22 protein-coding genes are annotated in these 21,251 nt (G+C 27.3%); 13 read left to right on the top strand and 9 right to left on the bottom strand.

The genetic code is table 11. The annotated features are described in order from the left end of the window. Positions 1-309: 309 nt before the first annotated feature. The 6 genes from Q0Y03_RS08670 (at position 310) to Q0Y03_RS08695 (ending at position 5,380) form a co-directional block, all read left to right on the top strand. Positions 310-495 carry a hypothetical protein gene (locus Q0Y03_RS08670; protein ID WP_297713434.1) on the top strand — a complete coding sequence of 62 codons (186 nt, stop codon included), beginning with the start codon at positions 310-312 and terminating at the stop codon, positions 493-495. A 313-nt stretch (positions 496-808) separates the two neighbouring features. Continuing rightward, the gene (locus Q0Y03_RS08675) at positions 809-1,678 is read left to right on the top strand and encodes a shikimate dehydrogenase (protein ID WP_297713435.1); all 870 of its coding nucleotides are present in this window, start codon (positions 809-811) and stop codon (positions 1,676-1,678) included. Positions 1,679-1,793: 115 nt separating this feature from the next. Next, entirely contained in the window at positions 1,794-2,240 is a 447-nt protein-coding gene (aroQ, locus tag Q0Y03_RS08680; RefSeq protein ID WP_291678095.1) for a type II 3-dehydroquinate dehydratase, read from the top strand. Positions 2,241-2,432: 192 nt separating this feature from the next. Then, entirely contained in the window at positions 2,433-4,436 is a 2,004-nt protein-coding gene (locus Q0Y03_RS08685; RefSeq protein WP_297713436.1) for an FAD-dependent oxidoreductase, read from the top strand. A 207-nt stretch (positions 4,437-4,643) separates the two neighbouring features. Then, positions 4,644-5,012 carry a sulfite exporter TauE/SafE family protein gene (locus tag Q0Y03_RS08690; RefSeq protein WP_297713437.1) on the top strand — a complete coding sequence of 123 codons (369 nt, stop codon included), beginning with the start codon at positions 4,644-4,646 and terminating at the stop codon, positions 5,010-5,012. Beyond that, positions 5,012-5,380: a sulfite exporter TauE/SafE family protein gene (locus Q0Y03_RS08695; protein ID WP_297713438.1), complete on the top strand. Its 369-nt coding sequence runs from the start codon at positions 5,012-5,014 to the stop codon at positions 5,378-5,380. Before Q0Y03_RS08690 ends, Q0Y03_RS08695 begins: the two co-directional genes overlap by 1 nt. A 95-nt stretch (positions 5,381-5,475) precedes the next feature. On the opposite strand, the gene Q0Y03_RS08700 is transcribed toward Q0Y03_RS08695, so the two are convergent. Continuing rightward, entirely contained in the window at positions 5,476-6,150 is a 675-nt protein-coding gene (locus Q0Y03_RS08700; RefSeq protein WP_294139785.1) for a TrkA family potassium uptake protein, read from the bottom strand. Positions 6,151-6,161: 11 nt separating this feature from the next. Then, complete coding sequence (locus Q0Y03_RS08705; protein ID WP_297713439.1) at positions 6,162-7,454, bottom strand: potassium transporter TrkG; 1,293 nt, start codon at positions 7,452-7,454, stop codon at positions 6,162-6,164. Positions 7,455-8,112: 658 nt separating this feature from the next. On the opposite strand from Q0Y03_RS08705, the gene Q0Y03_RS08710 reads away from it, so the two are divergent. From Q0Y03_RS08710 to Q0Y03_RS08725, 4 genes are all read left to right on the top strand, one after another. Beyond that, positions 8,113-8,652 carry a DUF4342 domain-containing protein gene (locus Q0Y03_RS08710; RefSeq protein WP_297713440.1) on the top strand — a complete coding sequence of 180 codons (540 nt, stop codon included), beginning with the start codon at positions 8,113-8,115 and terminating at the stop codon, positions 8,650-8,652. 147 nt (positions 8,653-8,799) lie between these two features. After that, positions 8,800-9,348, top strand: a complete 549-nt coding sequence (locus Q0Y03_RS08715; RefSeq protein ID WP_297713441.1) for a ubiquitin — start codon at positions 8,800-8,802, stop codon at positions 9,346-9,348. After that, on the top strand, positions 9,348-10,028 hold the full coding sequence (locus tag Q0Y03_RS08720) for a response regulator transcription factor (protein ID WP_297713442.1): 681 nt from the start codon (positions 9,348-9,350) through the stop codon (positions 10,026-10,028). Before Q0Y03_RS08715 ends, Q0Y03_RS08720 begins: the two co-directional genes overlap by 1 nt. Further along, positions 10,021-11,265, top strand: coding sequence for a HAMP domain-containing sensor histidine kinase (locus tag Q0Y03_RS08725; protein ID WP_297713443.1), 1,245 nt, complete (start codon positions 10,021-10,023; stop codon positions 11,263-11,265). Before Q0Y03_RS08720 ends, Q0Y03_RS08725 begins: the two co-directional genes overlap by 8 nt. Positions 11,266-11,450: 185 nt before the next feature. Here Q0Y03_RS08725 and Q0Y03_RS08730 read toward each other — a convergent pair whose 3' ends face one another. The 7 genes from Q0Y03_RS08730 to Q0Y03_RS08760 all read right to left on the bottom strand — a co-directional run bounded on the left by Q0Y03_RS08730 (position 11,451) and on the right by Q0Y03_RS08760 (position 18,017). Then, complete coding sequence (locus Q0Y03_RS08730; protein WP_297713444.1) at positions 11,451-12,644, bottom strand: DHHW family protein; 1,194 nt, start codon at positions 12,642-12,644, stop codon at positions 11,451-11,453. A gap of 12 nt (positions 12,645-12,656) precedes the next feature. Next, on the bottom strand, positions 12,657-14,063 hold the full coding sequence (locus Q0Y03_RS08735) for an MBOAT family O-acyltransferase (RefSeq protein ID WP_297713445.1): 1,407 nt from the start codon (positions 14,061-14,063) through the stop codon (positions 12,657-12,659). A 23-nt stretch (positions 14,064-14,086) separates the two neighbouring features. After that, complete coding sequence (locus Q0Y03_RS08740) at positions 14,087-14,596, bottom strand: DUF4358 domain-containing protein (protein ID WP_297713446.1); 510 nt, start codon at positions 14,594-14,596, stop codon at positions 14,087-14,089. Positions 14,597-14,700: 104 nt separating this feature from the next. Beyond that, positions 14,701-15,474 (bottom strand): GDSL-type esterase/lipase family protein, encoded by a 774-nt coding sequence (locus tag Q0Y03_RS08745; protein WP_297713447.1) that lies wholly within the window; start codon positions 15,472-15,474, stop codon positions 14,701-14,703. A 96-nt stretch (positions 15,475-15,570) separates the two neighbouring features. Further along, the gene (locus Q0Y03_RS08750; protein ID WP_297713448.1) at positions 15,571-15,978 is read right to left on the bottom strand and encodes a hypothetical protein; all 408 of its coding nucleotides are present in this window, start codon (positions 15,976-15,978) and stop codon (positions 15,571-15,573) included. A gap of 55 nt (positions 15,979-16,033) precedes the next feature. Then, positions 16,034-16,885 carry a Cof-type HAD-IIB family hydrolase gene (locus Q0Y03_RS08755; protein WP_297713449.1) on the bottom strand — a complete coding sequence of 284 codons (852 nt, stop codon included), beginning with the start codon at positions 16,883-16,885 and terminating at the stop codon, positions 16,034-16,036. A 127-nt stretch (positions 16,886-17,012) separates the two neighbouring features. Then, positions 17,013-18,017: a helix-turn-helix domain-containing protein gene (locus tag Q0Y03_RS08760; protein ID WP_297713450.1), complete on the bottom strand. Its 1,005-nt coding sequence runs from the start codon at positions 18,015-18,017 to the stop codon at positions 17,013-17,015. A gap of 297 nt (positions 18,018-18,314) precedes the next feature. On the opposite strand from Q0Y03_RS08760, the gene Q0Y03_RS08765 reads away from it, so the two are divergent. Genes Q0Y03_RS08765 through Q0Y03_RS08775 form a run of 3 tightly spaced genes read left to right on the top strand, consistent with a single transcriptional unit; the run spans position 18,315 to position 21,251 of the window. After that, a complete protein-coding gene (locus Q0Y03_RS08765) occupies positions 18,315-19,265 on the top strand; it encodes an iron-hydroxamate ABC transporter substrate-binding protein (protein ID WP_297713451.1) in 951 nt (316 codons plus the stop codon). Beyond that, positions 19,252-20,244 (top strand): iron ABC transporter permease, encoded by a 993-nt coding sequence (locus tag Q0Y03_RS08770; protein ID WP_297713452.1) that lies wholly within the window; start codon positions 19,252-19,254, stop codon positions 20,242-20,244. The genes Q0Y03_RS08765 and Q0Y03_RS08770 overlap by 14 nt, the downstream gene beginning before the upstream one ends. Then, the gene (locus tag Q0Y03_RS08775) at positions 20,244-21,251 is read left to right on the top strand and encodes an iron ABC transporter permease (protein WP_297713453.1); all 1,008 of its coding nucleotides are present in this window, start codon (positions 20,244-20,246) and stop codon (positions 21,249-21,251) included. Before Q0Y03_RS08770 ends, Q0Y03_RS08775 begins: the two co-directional genes overlap by 1 nt.

Below are 21,251 nucleotides of genomic sequence, written 5' to 3' on the forward strand. Positions count from 1 at the left end.
ATTATGCTAATAAACAAGTGGTGTAAAAGTTGTAAATTAACATATTAAAATTAAGTGTTGAATATTTTATTAAAGGAATATAATTATTTAACGTTATGATAAATAATATATTAGATGAAATAATATGTCAATAATTTAACTAATGAATGTGGTATTAATAGTCCATATATGGAAGGTAGTAAATAAAGTTAAGAAAACTTATAGATAAAAACTATTAAATTGATAGGAAATATCTATAAAAAACATTACTAATTGAATTTAAAAGTGATAAAATATATATAATAATTTAATTATAAGGGGGCTTATGAGATGAAATTTAACAAATTAAATAAGGGGCAACATAATATGATGGAAGTTAAAGAAACACTTAAGTGCAGTATTTGTAATGAAGATACTAATTATATAGATTATTGGAATGGAAATAAGTTCTGTTCTATAGAATGTCAAGAAAAGTACTATAATTGGATGAAGAAAAATAATGAGTCAATTGCATAAATAGTTTATAATGATGAATCAAGATAGTATTATCTAAAATTCATCATTATTTTTATATGATTAAAAGAAAATTTTATCTATTATTAATATATAAAATTATAAAGGATAGTTATGTAATATTATTAATATATAGGTTATATCTATAGATAATGTGGTTAAAATCAATTGGATTACTATAGAATAGTGGAATATAATAAAAGTAAATTAAGTGTTAAATATTTAACGTTCATTATTTTATTAAATACTAAGACGGTTTAAATTGATTAGAGTAGCTTAAACATAAATAAGCTATTGAGATAAAGGAGAGAATACAATGGAAAGACGTATTTCAGGTTATACTACATTAATAGGATTATTAGCAACGCCAATTAAGCACACAAGTTCACCAAAGATGCACAATGAAGCATTTAGATACTTAGGATTAGATTATGCTTATCTTGCATTTGAAGTTGGAAATGAAGGTTTAGAAGATGCAGTAAAAGGATTAAGAGCCATGCAAGCTAGAGGATGCAATGTATCAATGCCAAATAAAACTGTTATCCATAAATACTTAGATAAATTAACTCCAGCTGCAGAATTAGCAGGTGCTGTAAATACAGTTATAAATGATGATGGTGTTTTAACTGGACATATAACTGATGGTGTTGGTTACATGAGATCATTAAGTGATGCCGGATTCGATGTTATTGGTAAGAAGATGACTATAGTTGGAGCTGGTGGAGCAGCTACAGCAATTTGTATCCAAGCAGCTTTAGATGGAGTAGCTGAACTTTCAATATTCAACCAAGATGATGAATTCTTTGCAAGAGCAGAAGAAACAGTTAAGAAGATAAATGAAAAAACTAACTGTAAAGCTAAATTATTTAGATTAGAAGATAAAGAAGCTTTAAGAGCAGAAATTGCTGATTCTGTAATATTCACAAATGGTACTGGAATGGGTATGAAACCATACGTTGGTCAAACTTACATAGAAAAAGATATGTTAAGACCAGATCTTATAGTAAGTGACGTTGTATATCAACCAGCAAAAACTAGATTATTAGAATTAGCAGAAGAAGTTGGATGCCCAACAATTAATGGATTAGGAATGATGTTATTCCAAGGTGCAGAAGCATTCAAATGTTGGACAGGACAAGAAATGCCAATAGATCACATGAAAGAATTCTTATTTGGAGATAAGTAATCTTGTCAAAATAAGTTACAGCTTTTAATGAAAAGAGATATTTAAATAAAAAATAGAGTAAAATTAGTTATATTTAGAAATATAGAGTAATGAATTAATTTAGGAGGAAATAGATATGAAATTCATGGTAATAAACGGACCAAACATAAACATGATAGGTGTTAGAGAAAAAGGAATATACGGATCAAAGAGCTTTACTGAAATATGTGAATATATAAAAGAAGAAGGAGAAAAGAGAGGACACGAAGTTACTCTTCTTCAAAGTAACTGTGAAGGAACTATGATAGACTTCTTACAAAGAGCATACTTTGAAAAGTTTGATGGAGTTGTTATAAACCCAGGTGCATACACTCACTACAGCATAGCTTTACATGATGCAATAAAAGGAAATACAGGAATTCCAACAGTTGAAGTTCACATTTCAAATGTACATGCTAGAGAAGAATTTAGAAAAGAATCTAAAACAGCTCCAGCTTGCATAGGACAAATGTGTGGATTTGGTGAAAAAGGTTATGTTTTAGCTATGGAAGCTTTAGAAGACTATATTACTAGAAATAAATAAGATATTAGCAAATTATGGCTGTTGCAATATGCACAGCCTTTTTTAATTTTTGCAAATTAATAGAATATATCTATAAAAAAAGATAAAAATATTCATTAGATTTATATTTTTTTTAGAGTTATACTGAAATAAGAAGTTATATGAAAATAAAAGTTAAAACTTTATCAATATATATTTATAGGAGAATGTAGGATGAATAAGTACCAAAACATATTTACACCATTAACAATAAAAAATATGACAATCAGAAATAGAATTGCCATGCCTCCAATGGGAACTAACTATGGTGGAGCAATGGGAGACTTCACTGAAGAGCATGTTCAATATTATGAAAAGAGAGCTAAAGGTGGAACTGGTTTAATAATAGTAGAAAATGCTTGTGTTGATTTTCCAATGGGTTCAAACGGAACAACTCAAATTAGGTTAGATCATGATAGATACATGCCAAATCTATTTAGATTAACTGAAAGATTACATAGACATGGTGCTTGTGTTGCTATTCAAATAAATCATTCTGGAGCATCAGCTGTACCAGGAAGAATAGAAGGAAATACTCCAGTATCATCTTCAAATGTTCCTTCAAAAACAGGTGGAGCAATTCCAAGACCATTAACAGTTGAAGAAATATATGCAATTGCTGATAAGTATGCAGAAGCAGCAAAAAGAGCTCAAATGGCTGGATTTGATGCTGTTGAAATTCACGGAGGACATTCATATTTACTATGTCAATTCTTATCACCTTTATATAACAAGAGAACTGATGAATTTGGTGGAAGTTTAGAAAATAGAGTAAGATTCCCTAAATTAGTATTAGAAAAAGTTAGAGCTGCAGTGGGACCAATGTTCCCAATAAGCTTTAGATTTAGTGCAGATGAATTCATGGAAGGTGGAAATACATTAGAAGATACATTAAAAATGATGGAATATCTTGTTGATGAAATTGACATATTAAATGTATCAGCGGCAGTTAACGATACACTTCAATATCAAATAGATGCTAACTACTTAAAGGATGGATGGCGTTCATACATGGCAAAGGCTTTCAAAGAAAAGTTCAATAAGCCAGTTATAACATCAGGAAACATAAGAAATCCAAAGGTTGCTGAAAAGATATTAGCAGAAGGACATGCTGACTTATTAGCAATGGGACGTGGACTTATAGCTGATCCAGAATGGGTTAACAAAGTTAAGAGTGGAAGAGAAGATGAATTAAGAAAATGTATATCTTGTAACATCGGATGTGCAGGTCACAGAATCGGAATAAATAGACCAGTAAGATGTACAATAAATCCAGAAGTTATATTAGGAGAAGAAGCACATACTTCTATGAAAGTAAATAAGCCAGTAAATGTTGTTGTTATTGGTGGAGGAACTGCAGGATTAGAAGCTGCTTGTACTGCTGCTGAAGTTGGATGTACAACATTCTTATTTGAAGCTAAACCTTACTTAGGTGGATTAGCTAGAGAAATAGCTAAATTACCAGCTAAAGATAGAATTAATGATTTCCCAGATTACTTAATCAATAGAGCTAAGAAATTAAGAAATCTTTATATATTTACAAATACTGCTGCTACAATAGAAGCAATAGAAAATTTAAAACCAGATGTAGTTATTAATGCTACAGGATCAACTCCTCTTTTACCTCCAATTACAGGATTACATGATAGAGTTGATAAAGAAGATTCAAAAGTATTATCAATCTTTGGATTAATAAGCAATATTGAAAAGTTCAATGGAATGGACTTAGAAGGAAAGAAAATAGGAGTTATCGGTGGAGGAGCAGTTGGACTAGATGTAGTTGAATACTTTGCTCATAAGGGTGCCCAAGTTATTATAGTTGAAAGAATGCCAGCTGTAGGAAATGGAATGGATATAATAACTAAGCTTGACTTCATGACTATGCTTAAGAAGAAAGAAGTAGATGTAAGAGTTGAAACTTCATTATTAGAAATAAAAGATAGTAGCTTTATAGTTAATAAAGATGGTGTAGATGAAGAAATTAACTTTGATTATGGATTTGTATGTTTAGGAATGAGAGCATACTCTCCATTAATGGCACAATTACAAGAAAAATTTGCTGGAACTAATGTAGAAGTTATTAACATTGGTGATAGTGTAAGGGCTAGAAGAATTATTGAAGGTGTTGAAGAAGGTAGACATATGACTGATACACTTAAGAGAATTGGTGCCATTTAATAGATAATATGGAATAGGTTTTTATATAACCCGGCTGAGAAAATCAGCTGGGTTATTTTCAAGTTTATATAAAGATTAATATTATCTCTTTTATAAATTATTTAAATATAATCATTAAAAAGTCTTTTAAAAATATTGTTAATTCATAGATTTACTTTTAATTAAAATAATATGAATTGGTTAAAATAAAATTAGGTGGTGAAGCATATGGAAAATAAAAAAAAGAGTTTTAATATAAAAAATTCTTTAATAGGGCTATTTACAGGGTTCATAAATGGGTCTTTTGGTTCAGGAGGAGGAACTCTTTTAGTACCAATTCTAAATGATATTATTAAGTTAGAGGAGCACAAGTCTCATGCTACAGCATTAGCCATAATTGTATTTTTAACGGCAGCAAGTTCAACTATTTACATTTTAAAAGGTACTTATGATTTTCAACTAACATGGAGAGTTGCCATAGGAAGTATAATAGGGGGAATTATTGGAGCTAAATTATTATGTAAAGTTACAGGAAAGTTTTTAAGAATAATCTTTGGAATAATAATGATAATAGCTGCATTTAGGATGGTGTTTTAATGATATATACAATAATAGGTTTTTTTGCGGGAGTAATTGGTGGAATGGGAATGGGAGGAGGAACTATTCTTATACCGGCTTTAATTATGTTTGTAAATATTGATCCTAAGATTGCGCAAAGTATTAATTTGCTTTCATCTATACCAATGGCTATTTTTGCTCTTATAATTCACATTAAAAATAAAAATGTTGTACTTAAATTAGTAATACCAATAGCTTTATTTGGAGTATTGGGATCTATTGCAGGTGCTTTTTTAGCAAATTACTTATCTTCTGAATGGTTAAAAAAGGCTTTTGGTGTTTTTTTATTTTTAATTGGATGTTTTGAAGTTAAAAAGGGCTTTTCTCAAAAACAAGTTAAAAAATAAGCAAATAATAATATAAATTAAAAAAGTTGCAATAGATTAAATTAATACATTTGATCTATTACAACCTTCTTTTAGCTATGAATAATTTTATATACTTATTTAATATCCAAAAATTCTTCAAGAGATCTTATATTAGTTTTTTTACCGATAACTACAATTAAGTCATCTTTCCTTAGTATATAGTTAGGATCAATTTCTATTATTGTATTTCCATCTCTTTCTAAGGCTATAATATTTAAATTAAAATTGTCACGTATCTTAGCCTTAGATACTGTTTTTAAATCTAATCTATCAGTTATTTTTACTTTTTCTATATGAATATCATTATTTAATTCAATAAACTCTAAAGCCTCTTCATTTAATAATCTATTTGCAATTCTAATAGCCATATCACTTTCAGGATATACAACTTCTGCACCTATTTTTTCTAAAACACAACCTTGTTCATAAGTTATTGCCTTAGAAATTACCCTAGGTACACCTAAATTAATAACATTCAATGTAGTTAAGATATTTACATCTATTTTTTCACCTATGCATACAAATACAGTTTCGCAATTTTGAATTCCAGTTTCCTGTAAAGTTTCTTTATCTAAGTTATTAACTACAAATGCATTATCTGTAAGGGATCTGATATTCTTTATTTTATTTTCATCACAATCTAAGACAATAACATCTCTTCCTGCCTCTATTAATGCTTTTGCTAGGGAAAATCCAAATCTACCTATTCCTATTATTCCAAATTCTACTACTGATTTATAATTAAACATAAAAATTTCTCCTATCCTATTATAACTGTTTCTTCTGAGTAACGTGCATTTGATGGCTCTTTACAACACCAAATAGTAGCTATTGTCATAGGGCCTAATCTTCCAATAAACATAATTAATGAAATAATAACTTTACTTATATCAGAAAGGTCTGGTGTTATTCCAGTTGACAATCCTACTGTGCCAAAGGCGCTAGTTACTTCAAATAATAATTGCATAAAGGTATAATTTGGCTCTAAAATACTTAAGATAAATGTTCCTATACATATAATAAACAAAGCTAAGATAGTAATGTTAAATGCTTTTAATATTACAGCAAGAGGTATTTTTCTTTTAAAAGCTACGCAATGCTTGTTAGTTGATGTACTGTAAATACTTTTATATAGGGTAAATAAAGTTGTAGTTTTTATACCACCACCAGTTGACCCTGGTGATGCACCTATAAACATTAAAATAATTATCACAAATAATCCGCCATTGGTAAAACTACTTAATGGATAAGTACTAAACCCTGCTGTTCTAGCAGATGTACTGAAAAAGAATGCTCCAAGCCATGATATATTTTCAGTAAGCTTTAATAATATAGTTCCTACTATTAATAATATTACTGTCATTATAATAACTATTTTTGTATGTAGAGTGAATTTTTTAAAGGACTTTACCTCAATAATTTCTTTAATAACTAAAAATCCTATTCCACCAAATATAATTAATCCACATGTAGTTAAATTTAAAAGTATATTATTTTGATAAGGTATTAAGTTTTGAAGTCCCCCTAATATATCAAATCCTGAATTGTTAAAGGCAGCAACTGAGTGAAACAAACTAATTCCTAAAGCATCCAAGGGTGCATAATCTTTTGAGAATACAATATAACTTAAGATTACTCCTATACTTTCAAATATTAAGGTCATGAGCAAAATAGACTTAACTAATTTTACAACTCCCTTTAAGGAATCTAAATTCATAGATTCTTTTATGAGAGTTCTCTCCTTAATACCTATTTTTCGTTTCATTAGCATAATAAATCCAACTCCAACAGATGTAACTCCAAGGCCTCCTATTTGAATTAATAAAGCAACTACGGTTCGTCCAAATATAGTGAAGGTATCTGCTGTATCTATTGCTATTAAGCCAGTTACACAAACAGCACTTGTAGATGTGAATAGTGCATCTATAAATGATACATTTTTACCTTCATTTATAGATATGGGTAACATTAATAATATAGTTCCTAATAATATTACCATTAGAAAACCTAATACAATTATTCTACTAGGTTTAATTTTTTTAATCAATTTCATTTAAAAGTCACTCCCTAAATAAGTAAGATATTGTTATTAACATTGCTTACTAAGTTAAATAACTAACTACTATTAAATTCATAACTTTTATTGAGCATTATTTTGGTAATATATTTAATATAATTGGTTGTGAAAAAATATAATAATTTTATTGAAAAATATATAATAGCTTGTTCAAAAATATTAATTGTTACTTTATACAAAAAATATTCTTGATTATCATCTTCCATAATAGAAATCTTACTCCTTTTTTATTAAATCACTACTAAGATAATTTCTATGTAAAAAGACATAATTTACAAATAAATATGTAAATAATGCCTTAATAGTTTAAATTGTTGTTAAGTTTTAACAGTATAAATACTTTATATTAACTAAAATATTCCGTTAATATAAAGTATATCCATGTTGTTTTATCGATAATTATATATAATCTAGTATTCAATTTCAATAACTTTATTAATGTAATGGTGTTAAAAAAATATAACCATAATTTAACATTAATTTAACATTACTAAGTTGTGTGTAAATATATATATCATATAAAAATAGTTAATTTTTAATCTAATTTTAATCTTTCTTATATTTTAGATTAATTTAATAAATGTATTATATAGCTATAGTAAATGAGGAAAATAAATTTATGGAGGCTATATAAATGGAAAACAATGAAATGATTAAAAAATTAATGGAAAAGGCTTATGTAACTCATGAAGAAGCACAAGAGATATTAGAGAGATGTAATTGGGATCTTTTAGATGCAATAATATATTTAGAGAGAAGTGGAAAAGTAGGAAATAATGATACTACAACTATTATTGAAATAAAAGAAGAGGATCAAAAGAAAGAGGACAACACTAAAAAAAAGCAAGAAAGCTATGGTGGAGTTGGAGAAATTATTGGAAGAATATTTAAAGGTTTAGGAAAGGTTATAGCTAAGGGAAATAAGAATTATTTTGAAATTAAAAAAGATAATGAAAAACCAATAAGAATATCTTTAACAATTTCAATACTTTTAATATTATTCTTTATGCCACCAACTGTAATATTATTAATAATAGGTTTATTCTGTGGATATAAGTATTCAATTGGAGGGCCTAATATGAATTGTGATGGAGTAAATGATGTTTTTGAAAAGGTATCAGAATCAGCAGATACTATAAAAAAAGATTTTAAAAAGGGATATGAAGGAAACTAGAATATTATAAGAAATAGGCTTTGAAGATAACTCAAGGTCTTTTTCTTTTTATGAAATCTTTAGAAATATTTTATCGGATGTTATAATTTAATAAATAATAATAAAATTAAGATGGATTATTATAAAGTAAGGGCTGGAGGAAAATTTGTGGATAAGCTTAAGCTTGTAGAAAAGTTAAGGGAAAAGACAGGAATAACATACGATGATGCAAAAAGGGTATTAGAAATAAATAACTGGGATATACTTGATGCTATTTTAGATTTGGAAAAACAGGGAAAAGTAAAGGGGCCTTCTGTTAGTATATTTTATACTAATGAATATAAGGAAAATTATGAAGAAAAAAGTACAGAATCTAACTTTGATGAAGTTAAAAAAGATAGTAACTATAAATCTAATAATACTTTTGAAGGGATTTTTGAGGTTATATGTAAGGTTATAGATACCTGTAACAATATTTTTATAGAAATAAAAGGCAAAAATAATTTCTTTTTGAAGCTTCCACTTACAGTAGTTATTGTTCTTTTAATATTTGGATTTTGGCTACTAATACCTCTTGTTGCTATTGGATTATTTTTAGATATAGAATTTTCTGTAGAATCTAAAAAGATTAATACAGATAAAGTTAATGATATGTTAAGTAAAGTATCAAAAGAAGTGCAGAAGATTAAAACAAAAGGGAAATTTGGAGGGAAGTAATGGTTAAGATTTTAATAGTTGAAGATGAAGAAAAAATAGCAAGATTTATAGAGTTGGAATTAGTTCATGAGGGATATAAAGTAGTAAAAGTTAATAATGGTAGAGAAGGTCTTGAAATTGCTGAAAAAGGCGAGGTAGATTTAGTACTTTTAGATGTAATGCTACCAGAACTTAATGGTCTTGAAGTATTAAGAAGACTTAGAAAGACTTCTGATATACCAGTAATAATGCTAACTGCAAGAGATGCTGTTATGGATAAGGTATCAGGTCTTGATGCAGGTGCAGATGATTATATAACAAAACCTTTTGCAATTGAAGAGTTACTTGCAAGAGTAAGAAATTCTTTAAAAAAGAGAATACTTACTGTAAAAAAGGATGAAAGTGTATTAAAGTGTGGTCTACTATTGCTAGATAAATTAAGGCATAAAGTAATTTATGATAATACAGAAATTGAATTAACTAATAGAGAATTTATGCTTTTAAAAATATTAATGGAAAATAAAAATATAGTATTAACTAGAGATGTACTTATAGAAAAAGTATGTGGTTATGACTATGTTGGAGAAACAAATGTAATAGATGTATATATAAGATATTTAAGAACAAAAATTGATGATAGATTTAATGTTAAAGTAATTACTACAGTTCGTGGTGTAGGATACGTAATAAAATATGAATAAGAGAAGAAAAGCAAAAAATGTTACATCTATTGCAATAAAACTTAATGCTATAAAGATAAGAGATTTATTTTTAAAATTTCTTATAATTAATGTAGTTTTAATGGTAATTTTAATAGGATTATGGTGTATTGATTCTGAGAAAAACTTTTATGGAGAATTAGTAAATAATGCTCAAAGAACAATTAATTTTTATCCCATAGAAACAGCAACTTATACAGTAACATGGGATGATGGAAAAACTATGGTTAAAGAAGCTAGTTATTTTTTATATAATCTAAGAAAAATAATAATAATAATTGGAATAGTAGAAGGTATATTTTTATTAGAAGAAATAATATTTGGAACAGCAAGAGTCAGAAAAACATTAAAGCCTCTTAATGAAATAGCAGAAACTGCAGAGAGGCTTAGTAATATGGTATTTGATGAAGAAAAATTTCATAGTTTAGAAGATGCTATATCAAAAATTAGTCCAGTTGCCTCTGACGAAAGAATTCATATTGGAGATAGTGAGTTTAAGGGGTTAGAAGATGCTATTAATAAATTATTAGACAGAATGAGGGATTCTTATAGACAGCAAGCAAGGTTTGTATCAGATGCTTCACATGAACTTAGAACTCCCATTTCAGTAATTCAAGGTTATGCAAATATGCTTGATAGATGGGGAAAAAGTGATGAAAGTGTATTAGATGAATCTATTATAGCTATAAAATCTGAATCAGAAAATATGAAGAATTTAGTTGAGCAGTTATTATTTTTAGCAAGAGGTATTAATGGTAAAACACAGCTTACTATTGAAGAGTTTTCTTTAAATAATATGATTAAGGAAGTTGTAGAAGAGTCTAAAATGATAGATGACAAGCATTTATATAGTTATATTAATTTAGAAGAGATTAATGTTTATGGAGATGTAGGACTTCTTAAACAAACTGCTAGGATATTAGTTGAAAATGCAGTTAAATATACAGAATCAGGGGAAAGTATAGTACTTAAAACAGGAAGAAATAATAAGGGGGAACCTTATTTTTCTGTACAGGATAATGGAATAGGAATGGATACGGAAGATATACCACATATATTTGAACGTTTCTTTAGGGCTGATACAGCAAGAGTTAGAAAAAATGGAGGTACTGGTCTTGGATTATCTATAGCTAAATGGATTATTGATAATCATAATGGATATTTTAGTGTTGTAAGTAGAAAAGAAATAGGTACAAGAATAACAGTGTATCTACCATAATTATAAGTCAATAAATGGTATAAATATAAAGATTATCATATTATGTATGTAGTAGAAATAGAAAAATATTAGAAAATGAAATGAAGGGAGAGTAGATATGTTTGTGAAAAAAGGGAGAGTAGATAGATTTGTGTAAAAAACAAATCTATCTACTCTTTTTTTGTATGAATCCTTGTTTAATTTAGTTAAGATCCAATATTTAAAATAGAATCGTCACTGTTAAAAGTGTTAGCATTATATAAAAACAATACATCTGTTATTTCTTTATTTTCAATAAGTTTATCTAAGTCATCATAAAAATATCTTAAATCAACTACATTAATTTCACCATAATGAGATGTTAAAAATGGTAAGAAACAATTTGCATAGGAGTCTTTTATAACTAATAATTTCTTACTTGGATCACCTAAGGTCTTTATATTAATTAAAGGGTGATTTCCACCAGTAAATATACTATATTTATCTTTTTTATCTAAATATGTACTATCAAAGAGACTTGTACTTTTCTTTTGCTCATCTACATAATTCACAATAAAATCTGATTCTTTAGGAATATACACATCAATGCTATCTGATTTTTTGTCTTGTATACCTATTTTAGAGGATAAGCTTCCATAGAATGAATCAGTAACAGTAATAATTTTAAAGTTATCAATAGGAGTTGGAGTTAAACCTAATTTTTCACACATTACTGTATAAGCAATATAAGCTCCTTTACTTGTCCAGTGATGATCTGTTTTATAAAATATATACTTATTTTTATTTTCACTTAAAGCTTCATATGGGTTTATAGTTTTAACATTATCATTTAATCCAGAAAAAACATTATTTATATAAGATAATTCATCATCATTAGGAGCATATTTAGGCAAATTATTTTCAAGGACTTTAGTTGCTGTAGGTGTTAGCATAAAACTTATATTTAAGTTACTATATTTCTCAGAAAAAGAGTTTATGGCAGCAATTTTAGCAGAAGTTTCTTCTTCTGAGCCCTCTTTAAACTTTTCAAATAACTGTCCATCTTCTCCTATAAAGATAGAGTTAATTTCAGTTTTTCCAGATAGAGTTTCTAAGTTAGTCTTGATACTTACAAAGCCCTTCTTACCGGCAAAATTATCTTCTACATATTCTGTGTACTCCTCAGTGAAATCTCCACTTAGGAAGCTTTTTATTGTAAACTTAGGCATTGTAGCTAGGGTTCTATTTTCTTCTTCAGAGAATGTTTTATCAGTCTTTAAAATATTAAGAAGTATTACAATTACGATAAAGGTTATAAACATCAGAGTCATAAGTCTGTTTAGGGCTCTGTTATAAATTCTAACCTTTCTTTTGCTTAGTTTATTTATTTTATGTTTATATTCTTTTTTTTGATTTTCCATAAAAACACCTCCTTAGAATCTAAAGTATAAGAATGGATTATAGCTTGCGCCTACTAAATAAGCAGTAGAAATTATTAGAATTAATAAATTAATTGCTGTTATTAAAAATACATCATTTTCTCTAAAGGTAGATTTAATTTTATTCATATAAATTTTAATTAGTTTTGTACTGCAAATTAATCCTATCAATAGAATAATAAAATTATTAGTTAATATATATTTAGCTAGATTATCAATAAAAATATTATTGCCAAATCCAAACATTATTTTGATATAATGACCTGAATCAGTAAGTGTATTCATATCAAAGATAACCCAACCTATCATTACAATTATTAATGTATATATATGTGAAAATATAGAAGGAATTTTTTTTAGTAAATCCTTTAAGTATATTTTTTCTATAAATAGAATTACTCCAAAGTATAATCCCCAAACTACAAAGTTAGTACTGGCTCCATGCCATAAGCCTGTAGTAAACCATACAATAAATAAATTTCTAACTTGAATAAGTGTACCTTTCTTATTTCCTCCTAAGGGGATATAGATATATTCTCTAAACCATCCACCTAAGGACATATGCCATCTTCTCCAAAACTCAGTTATACTTTTTGATATATATGGATAATCAAAATTTTCTAAAAAGTCAAAGCCAAACATTTTAGCAAGGCCTATTGCCATATCTGAATATCCACTAAAGTCAAAGTAGATTTGAAGAGTAAAAGCAATTATACCTATCCAAGCTAATACAACAGATAAATCATTTAAATTTACTTCTTTTACTTGTGTCCAAATTAGTCCTATATTATTAGCCAGTATTACTTTTTTTCCTAAACCTATAATGAAGCGTTGAACTCCTTCTCCAAATTTATTTATGCTTTCCTTTCTATTAGCAAGTTGTTTATGTATATCGTTATATTTAACAATTGGACCTGCAATAAGTTGTGGAAACATTGTAATATAAGTTGCAAAGTCTATTAAGTTTCTTTGAGGTTTTATTTTTTGCATATAGATATCAACTATATAAGATATTTGTTGGAAAGTATAAAATGATATTCCAAGAGGTAAAGAAATAGATTTAACCTTTAAGTCTAAACCAATAATAGAACCTAAACATTCTATAGCAAATCCATAATATTTAAAGAAAAATAATATGCTTATATCTATAAGAAGTAGTGTTATAAAAATAAATTTAGATTTATCCTTATTTTTAATATTTGATCTAATTAGTAAAGCACCTAAGTAGTTTATAAGTATTGATATAATAATAAGTATAATATATGTAGGTTCTACCCAAGCATAGAAGAGTAGACTAGCTAAAAGGATAACAGTATTTCTTAATCTTCTAGGGACAATATAATAACTTACTAAAACTAGTGGTAAAAATATAAATATAAAAATTAAGCTGCTAAAAACCATAGTTATTCACTCCAATTATTTCCTTATTTAAAGTTATCTTTAATTATTTTGTATATAGATGAAGAATTCTCAGAAATAATAAATATTAAATATTGACCTTCTTCTTCTAATATAGCGTCTTCAATAATTTTATATTTTTCTGGACTATAGTTTTTAAAGCTTTCTCTTTGCTTTTCTAGTCTCTTATTAACTTTTGCTTTTATTTCAGACATATTTTCATCTTTTTTTACTTTTAAGATTAATATTTCTTCAACATCCATATTACTTTTAGGTGCATAGGATACAAAATCTTCAATAGAATTTATATTTATATAGTATAGATTTTTTAATGTTTTTTCATCACCAACATTTATAAATTCTGAGTCTATATTTTTTTCTAAATCACTTTTTATTGAAGTTATATCAGCACTTTTAACACTTAATATAGGATATAAACCTATGAATAAAGAAATAATTATGGCTATTTCAATTAAATAATAAATTGTATATTTTTTTGATTTCTTAAATTTAATTTTTGTATTTTTATGTATCATATAGTCCTCACTATAAATTAAATAATATAATAAATTATAAAAGTTTAAAGTTTATAACAAGATTAATATTTAGAGTTAAATTTGTTATATATGAAATTTATATTTTACTGTATGTAGTTCTTGAGAAGATCTAGCCATAGTGTATAGAAATCATATTTATAGTGAATTCCATCTTGTTCATGCAGATAATCTTTTTCAGTTATTACGCTTGCTAAATCTATATAAGTACTACCTGTAGCAGTGGAAACTTCAGCAACCTTCAATCTAAATTCATTTAAATTTTCATTAGTTAATCTATAATTTGTATTAACTGCATTATTCATTACAGGAAGTGGTGATATTAAATAAATATTTGTTTTTGGTAGTACTGCTTTAATTGAATTAATAAGTTCAATATAATTCTCTTTAAAGGCATTAGAGCTTTCTTGAGATGAATTACTATCAAAAGCTATAACATCATTCATTCCATATAATAAAACTAAATTTTTAGGGTTAATACCTTGAAGCTTGTCTATATTCTGCGAAGCCTTTATTACAGTATCACCTTTGTTAGCAATTACGTTATAGCTATCTAAAATACCAAATTCAGATAATGCTTCAGTTATGGAATCGCCCATAAAAATAGTATTTTCATAGTATTTAGAATAATTCATATCTTCATTTGATAGGATATTATTATTGGTATTTAAAATATCATTGTGATAAGTATCAATTTTATTTTGTAAATCATCTAAAGGTTGATTTTCTAATTGTACTAAATAATCTTTTTTAGATTTATTTTTGTTTTTAAAAACTCCATTTAACATACCAATAATAAATGAAAATATAATATAAAATGACATGATTAGAGTGATTATACTCAATATTTTTCTTCTCATTAGGATTTCCTCGCAATTATTACTATTAATAAGATTATAAGGTAATTTTTCAAGGAAATTGTTACAAAAGAGTTACAGATTTATCATAAAAACTCTCTAATAATAGCTATAAATTATTAGAGAGTTTTTTATAAGTGTTAAGTTTATAGTGTACATTTCTTTTATAGTCCAATTTAAAAAATTCAGTATACATACAATCATTTTTAGTACAATTTCATGTTCTGTTTCATTTTGTTTAAAGGGATAATTATAGTCTAGTGAGCTACTTTCTATTAAATATTCATTAATTGATGAAGAAGCTTGTACTTTTAATTCTGATAGTCCTGATAAGTCAAGTTTTTGACATAATCTATAGATTGTAGATGTTGAAACAAAACAAGCTTCACTAATTTCAGAAGCACTCATTTTGACAAATATTTCAGTATTATCTTGTATATATTTAACTAATATTTTTTTATTTTCAGTTAAGTTAGTAAGTTTATTTAATTTGAAAAAAATGTTCATGAAGATCACCTCATGAACATTATATAATATTTGACTATGTAATTTTAATATCTTATTAAAATTCTATTTCTTTAACATATTTACTTAGTGTATAGGCAATACCATCTTCTTCATTAGATAAAGTAACCTCATTAGCTATGGCTTTTAAGTCATCTACGGCATTTTCCATTGCTACACCAATGCCTGCATATTCAATCATTGATACATCATTATCTCCATCTCCAAAAGCAATCATTTCTTCTCTTTTAAAGCCCATAGGAGATAAAACTGTATCTAAAGCTTTTGCCTTATCTATACCTTTTGCAGTAAATTCAAAGTAAAAAGGTGCTGTAAACATGCAGCTTAATTTATCTTTAAAAGGATCCATCATGTTTTTATAATTTTCCTGTAAATAATCAGGATCGCCAGCAGTTAAAATTTTATTTAAAGGATAATCAACAAAAGCTGCTAAATCATCTTTTTCACATAACTTAAATTTACCACCACGAGATTCATATTGAATTATATTAAAAGGTTCACCATTTATTAGTATTTCATTATCAAACACGTTATTTACATACATGTAATTTCCTTTATCAATCATTGGCTTAACATTAAATTTTTTCATATGCTCAAGAACTGCTTGTCCTTCTTCGACACTCATGGTTTCATTGAATAAAACTTTATTTGTTTGACAATCAACAACTTTAGAGCCATTAAAAGATACTAGAAGACCATCATGTTTATCCATATCTAACTCTCTAGCAAAATCCATTAATCCAGAAGTAGGTCTTCCAGAGGCCAATATTAAAGTTACTCCTAGTTCTTGTGCTTTAATTAAAGCATTTTTAGTTTTTTTAGTTATTTCTTTTTTTCCATTAGTTAATGTACCATCAACATCCATTATTATTACTCGTATATCACTCATATTTTACCTCCATAGTGTTTTATTTAATTATACTAATTTTGTATTAGAAAATTAATATATTAGATGGAGATTGAGGAATATGTTGCAAAAATAATTAATTTCATAAAAAAATTTTGAAAGAAGTATGTCAAATTTTAAATTTTCTAAAGGCTAAGGGTGTTTTTCCATGAGTTTTTTTAAACATTTTTACAAAGTTACTACTATAATTATATCCAAGATTTTTAGAAATTTCATCAATACTTAAGTCAGTAGTAGATAATAAATTTTCAGCCATTGTCATTCTAATAGAGTTAGTATATTCACTAATGGACATATGATATTTTGCAGAAAAACCAGCTTTTAATTTTTGTTCATTTAAAAATACCATTTTACTTAAACTTTTTATGGTAGGAGGATTGCAAGCTTCTTCTGTTAATATATCATGAGCTTTTTGTATTGCATTAGCATCAGCGGCAGTTAAAGTAACATATCTATCTTTTCCTATCTTAATTTTTCCATAATTTAATTGATTAGTAAAAACATTCCCTGGAGATGAGTATATTTCATTATATAGTAGAGCAATACATTCTAATATTTTACTTTCTAAATAAATAGGAGTTATTTTATCAACTTCAGACATACTTCTTAATCCTTGAATGATAGAAGATATCTCAAGTGGTAAATATCTATAAGTATAGTTACTAATAAAATTATCAAAATCTATAGTTTTAGGAAAGCTTGGTCGTATTATTTCATCAAAATATTTTTTATAAATTGTTATTTCAGCACCATGAAAGTGTTGACCTTTTTTCCACGTTTGCTTTCCTTTTATTCCTTTTTCAGACACAAAAAAAGATGAAGGACTAAAAGAGGATATAGGATTATTTTCAATTTCAAATTGTGTTTCGCCTGTATAGACAGTACCAAATCTCATTAAATGTTCATGATGTTCGAAAGATATAGAGAAATCTACAGGAATAGTATAGTCTCCTATTCCAAAATCATAATATCCTTCTCTACTATATTTAATAAAATATCCAAGTTCAGGTTTAGCTTCATTTTTATAAATTGTATAATTTTCAGTTTTATAAGGTTTAAAGGTCATTTTATTTAAAACTTCATTTTGAAAATCTTTTGTTGTTTTAGAAATCATAATATCCCTCAATGCTTATTAAATTAGATTATTAAATAATATAACATAAAAATAATTAATGCACATGTGAAATTTTTAATTTTGCATGTGTTTTTAATTTATAACGCAATAATTATTTATAAAAGATATGGAAATACTAGTTTAAAGGAGAGTAGTAACTTAAAAATTATTTAATAGGATGATAAAATTATTAAATTAGGTGCAATAGTTGAAATGAGAATGACTCTCATATACAATCAACTCATGTAGAACAAGAAAGATAAAAATAGTTTATGAAATATATATGGAGGTATACTAATGAAGAAGAAAATATTAAAAACTTTAGTAGCTACTTGTATGACAGCTATGATGTTTGTTGGATGTGCAAGTAATGGTGCGAAAAATGAAGATAAAACTTCAGAAAATACTGTAACAATTACAGATGTAAGAGGGGAAGTAGAAATACCAGCAGATCCTCAAAGAATAGTAGATTTAAGTGGTAATAGTGATATTTTATCAATCTTAGGATATAAAGTTGTAGGGACTGCAAATAGTGATGCTTATGATTACACTAAATTCCCTTCATACTTAGAAGAGACATTAAGTGGAGCTGAAATATTAGGATATAGCATGCAAGATACTATGGATGTGGAAGCAGTTATGAACTTAAACCCAGACTTAATAGTTATATCAACAGTTCAAGAAAAAATGTATGATCAATTAAGTGAAATTGCTCCAACAGTTATGATTCAATTAGAAGCTTTAAACTGGAAAGATGATGTTAAAGCTTTAGCAAAAGTATTTAACAAAGAAGATGATGCTAATGAATGGATAGCTAATTATGAAGCTAAAGCAAAAGAAGCTGGAGATAAAATCAAGGCAGAATATGGTGAAGATACAACATATCTTTCATTCTTAGCAAGTGGTGGACAGTTCTTTATCTTTGATGGTGCAGGATTCGGGGATGTATTATATAACGATATGGGATTAGCTAAGCCAGCAGGAATGCCAGAACAAACAGATATTAGTTTACCAGTTGTAACTTATGAAGGATTAGCAGCAATTCAATCAGATTATATCTTCTTAATTGCAACAGATGAAGATTTAGCTCAATTAGAAGCAAATAGTATTTGGAATAACTTACCTGCAGTTAAAAATGGTAATGTAGTAGTATTAGAATCATCACCATACTTTAACCAAGGATACAGTTCAATCGGAAGAGAAATATTAGTAGACGAAATAGGTGACATGTTAAATGAAACAAAGTAATAAACGTACAATAATATTTGTGATTTGTAGTTTGTTGCTCTTAATAGGAGGATTGACTTTAGCCATTAGGCTAGGGTCAGTCCATATTACGTTTTCAGACATTTGGAATAGTATATTTAATTATAGTGAAACTTTAGAGCTTATGTTAGTTAGAGATGTACGTATTCCAAGAGCTCTTGCTGTATTATTTACAGGTGGAGTATTAGGAGTAACAGGAGCAATGATTCAAGGTGTTACGAGAAATCCAATAGCTGAACCATCTATTTTAGGTATAAGCCAAGGAGCAACTTTAGTAATAGCTATTTTTTATGCAGCAGGAATAGGAATAACTACACAAAATGTAATGATAGCTTCTTTTATAGGAGCATTAATAACTGGAATAATAGTTTTAGGATTTATATCAAAAAAAGCCAATAATAATTCAATTGCAAAGATACTTTTAGCAGGAACAGCCATGAGTACGTTTTTTATTTCTTTAACTACGGTAATTGGTTTATTATCAAATCAATCTCAAATGATAGGATTTTGGGTATCAGGTGGATTTAGAAATGCAAGCTGGGCAGATTTTAGATTGATTTTTATAGTAGGAGTTATAGGGCTTATTATAGCAATATTATTATCACCAAAGATAAATATATTGAACTTAGGTGATGATGTTGCAATTGGACTTGGAGAAAATCCAGAAAAAATAAGATTTATTACTCTTATGGTTATGATACCAATGTGTGCAGCAGCAGTTGCAGTTGGTAAAAATATAGCTTTTGTAGGGCTTATAGTTCCTCAAATAGTTAGAAAAGTATTAGGAGAAGATTATAGAAGAAATATTCCATGTTCATTTTTACTTGGAGCAGTTCTTCTAACTTTTGCAGATATTGCAGCAAGAATGATATTTGATCCTTATGAAACACCAATTGGAGTGTTTACAGCATTAATAGGAATACCATTCTTCATATCAGTAGCTAGAAAGGAGAGGGGATAATGAATAAGAAAAAATTTAAAATAGTTATATCAGTTTTACTTGTTTTATTAATAATCTCCTTTATGGTTACATTATGTTGGGGTACATATAAGGTTTCACCAGGAGAGGTTATTAATACTCTTTTAGGAAATGGAACGAAACTTCAAAATACAGCAATATTAACTATTAGACTTCCAAGGTTATTAGTTGGAATGTTTGTAGCAATTGCACTATCAACAGCAGGAGCAATTCTTCAAACTATAACAAAAAATGATTTAGCAGATACAGGGATAATAGGTATAAATGCTGGAGCTGCTGTGGCAGCAGTATTGTTTATTACATATTCAACTGGGGCATATTATAGTGAGCTTGGACAATTATCTATATTTGTACTACCTGCTATGGCTATAATAGGAGCAGCAGTTACTGCATTCATAATATATATGATGTCTAGTAGAAAAGGAATAAAGCCTAAAAAACTTTTATTAATTGGAATTGGATTAAATGCAGGACTTAATGCATTTATAACATTCTTCACTTTTAGGGGTGGTGTTGGAGACTATAATAGAGTTTTAGTTTGGACCTCAGGAAGCCTTTGGGGATCTGGATGGAGCTATGCAAAGGTAATAATTCCAATAGTAGCTTTAATGTTTATAGTAGTTCTATTAAATCATAAAAAGTTAGATGTTTTAAATCTTTCAGATGAACTTGCTATATCATTAGGTTTAAATCTAGAAAAAGAAAGAAAGAAATTTTTAACTTTTGCAGTTATATTAGCAGGAACTGCAACAGCATTTGCAGGTAATATTGGATTCTTAGGACTTATATCTCCTCATATTGCAAGAAAGTTAGTTGGACCTTATCATAAAAAGTTTGTTACAGTTTCAGCAATTATAAGTGTTATTATAGTTCTTCTTGCAGATGCAGTTTCAAGAAATTTATTCTCTCCAATTGAAATTCCAGTAGGAATAACAGTATCAATATTTGGAGTACCATATTTTATTTATTTAATGATGAAGGAGAAATAA

This window comes from Clostridium sp. (assembly GCF_026168755.1).
GTDB lineage: Bacteria > Bacillota > Clostridia > Clostridiales > Clostridiaceae > Clostridium.

What these genes read in the sequence shown, in the direction of transcription:
- Q0Y03_RS08720 (WP_297713442.1), top strand. Translation starts at nt 9,348, where the DNA reads ATGGTTAAGATTTTAATAGTTGAAGATGAAGAAAAAATAGCAAGATTT.
- Q0Y03_RS08705 (WP_297713439.1), bottom strand. Translation starts at nt 7,454, where the DNA reads ATGAAATTGATTAAAAAAATTAAACCTAGTAGAATAATTGTATTAGGT.
- Q0Y03_RS08770 (WP_297713452.1), top strand. Translation starts at nt 19,252, where the DNA reads ATGAAACAAAGTAATAAACGTACAATAATATTTGTGATTTGTAGTTTG.
- Q0Y03_RS08700 (WP_294139785.1), bottom strand. Translation starts at nt 6,150, where the DNA reads ATGTTTAATTATAAATCAGTAGTAGAATTTGGAATAATAGGAATAGGT.
- Q0Y03_RS08735 (WP_297713445.1), bottom strand. Translation starts at nt 14,063, where the DNA reads ATGGTTTTTAGCAGCTTAATTTTTATATTTATATTTTTACCACTAGTT.
- Q0Y03_RS08740 (WP_297713446.1), bottom strand. Translation starts at nt 14,596, where the DNA reads ATGATACATAAAAATACAAAAATTAAATTTAAGAAATCAAAAAAATAT.
- Q0Y03_RS08690 (WP_297713437.1), top strand. Translation starts at nt 4,644, where the DNA reads ATGGAAAATAAAAAAAAGAGTTTTAATATAAAAAATTCTTTAATAGGG.
- Q0Y03_RS08710 (WP_297713440.1), top strand. Translation starts at nt 8,113, where the DNA reads ATGGAAAACAATGAAATGATTAAAAAATTAATGGAAAAGGCTTATGTA.
- Q0Y03_RS08725 (WP_297713443.1), top strand. Translation starts at nt 10,021, where the DNA reads ATGAATAAGAGAAGAAAAGCAAAAAATGTTACATCTATTGCAATAAAA.
- Q0Y03_RS08685 (WP_297713436.1), top strand. Translation starts at nt 2,433, where the DNA reads ATGAATAAGTACCAAAACATATTTACACCATTAACAATAAAAAATATG.
- Q0Y03_RS08775 (WP_297713453.1), top strand. Translation starts at nt 20,244, where the DNA reads ATGAATAAGAAAAAATTTAAAATAGTTATATCAGTTTTACTTGTTTTA.
- Q0Y03_RS08670 (WP_297713434.1), top strand. Translation starts at nt 310, where the DNA reads ATGAAATTTAACAAATTAAATAAGGGGCAACATAATATGATGGAAGTT.
- Q0Y03_RS08745 (WP_297713447.1), bottom strand. Translation starts at nt 15,474, where the DNA reads ATGAGAAGAAAAATATTGAGTATAATCACTCTAATCATGTCATTTTAT.
- Q0Y03_RS08755 (WP_297713449.1), bottom strand. Translation starts at nt 16,885, where the DNA reads ATGAGTGATATACGAGTAATAATAATGGATGTTGATGGTACATTAACT.
- aroQ (WP_291678095.1), top strand. Translation starts at nt 1,794, where the DNA reads ATGAAATTCATGGTAATAAACGGACCAAACATAAACATGATAGGTGTT.
- Q0Y03_RS08750 (WP_297713448.1), bottom strand. Translation starts at nt 15,978, where the DNA reads ATGAACATTTTTTTCAAATTAAATAAACTTACTAACTTAACTGAAAAT.
- Q0Y03_RS08765 (WP_297713451.1), top strand. Translation starts at nt 18,315, where the DNA reads ATGAAGAAGAAAATATTAAAAACTTTAGTAGCTACTTGTATGACAGCT.
- Q0Y03_RS08695 (WP_297713438.1), top strand. Translation starts at nt 5,012, where the DNA reads ATGATATATACAATAATAGGTTTTTTTGCGGGAGTAATTGGTGGAATG.
- Q0Y03_RS08760 (WP_297713450.1), bottom strand. Translation starts at nt 18,017, where the DNA reads ATGATTTCTAAAACAACAAAAGATTTTCAAAATGAAGTTTTAAATAAA.
- Q0Y03_RS08675 (WP_297713435.1), top strand. Translation starts at nt 809, where the DNA reads ATGGAAAGACGTATTTCAGGTTATACTACATTAATAGGATTATTAGCA.
- Q0Y03_RS08730 (WP_297713444.1), bottom strand. Translation starts at nt 12,644, where the DNA reads ATGGAAAATCAAAAAAAAGAATATAAACATAAAATAAATAAACTAAGC.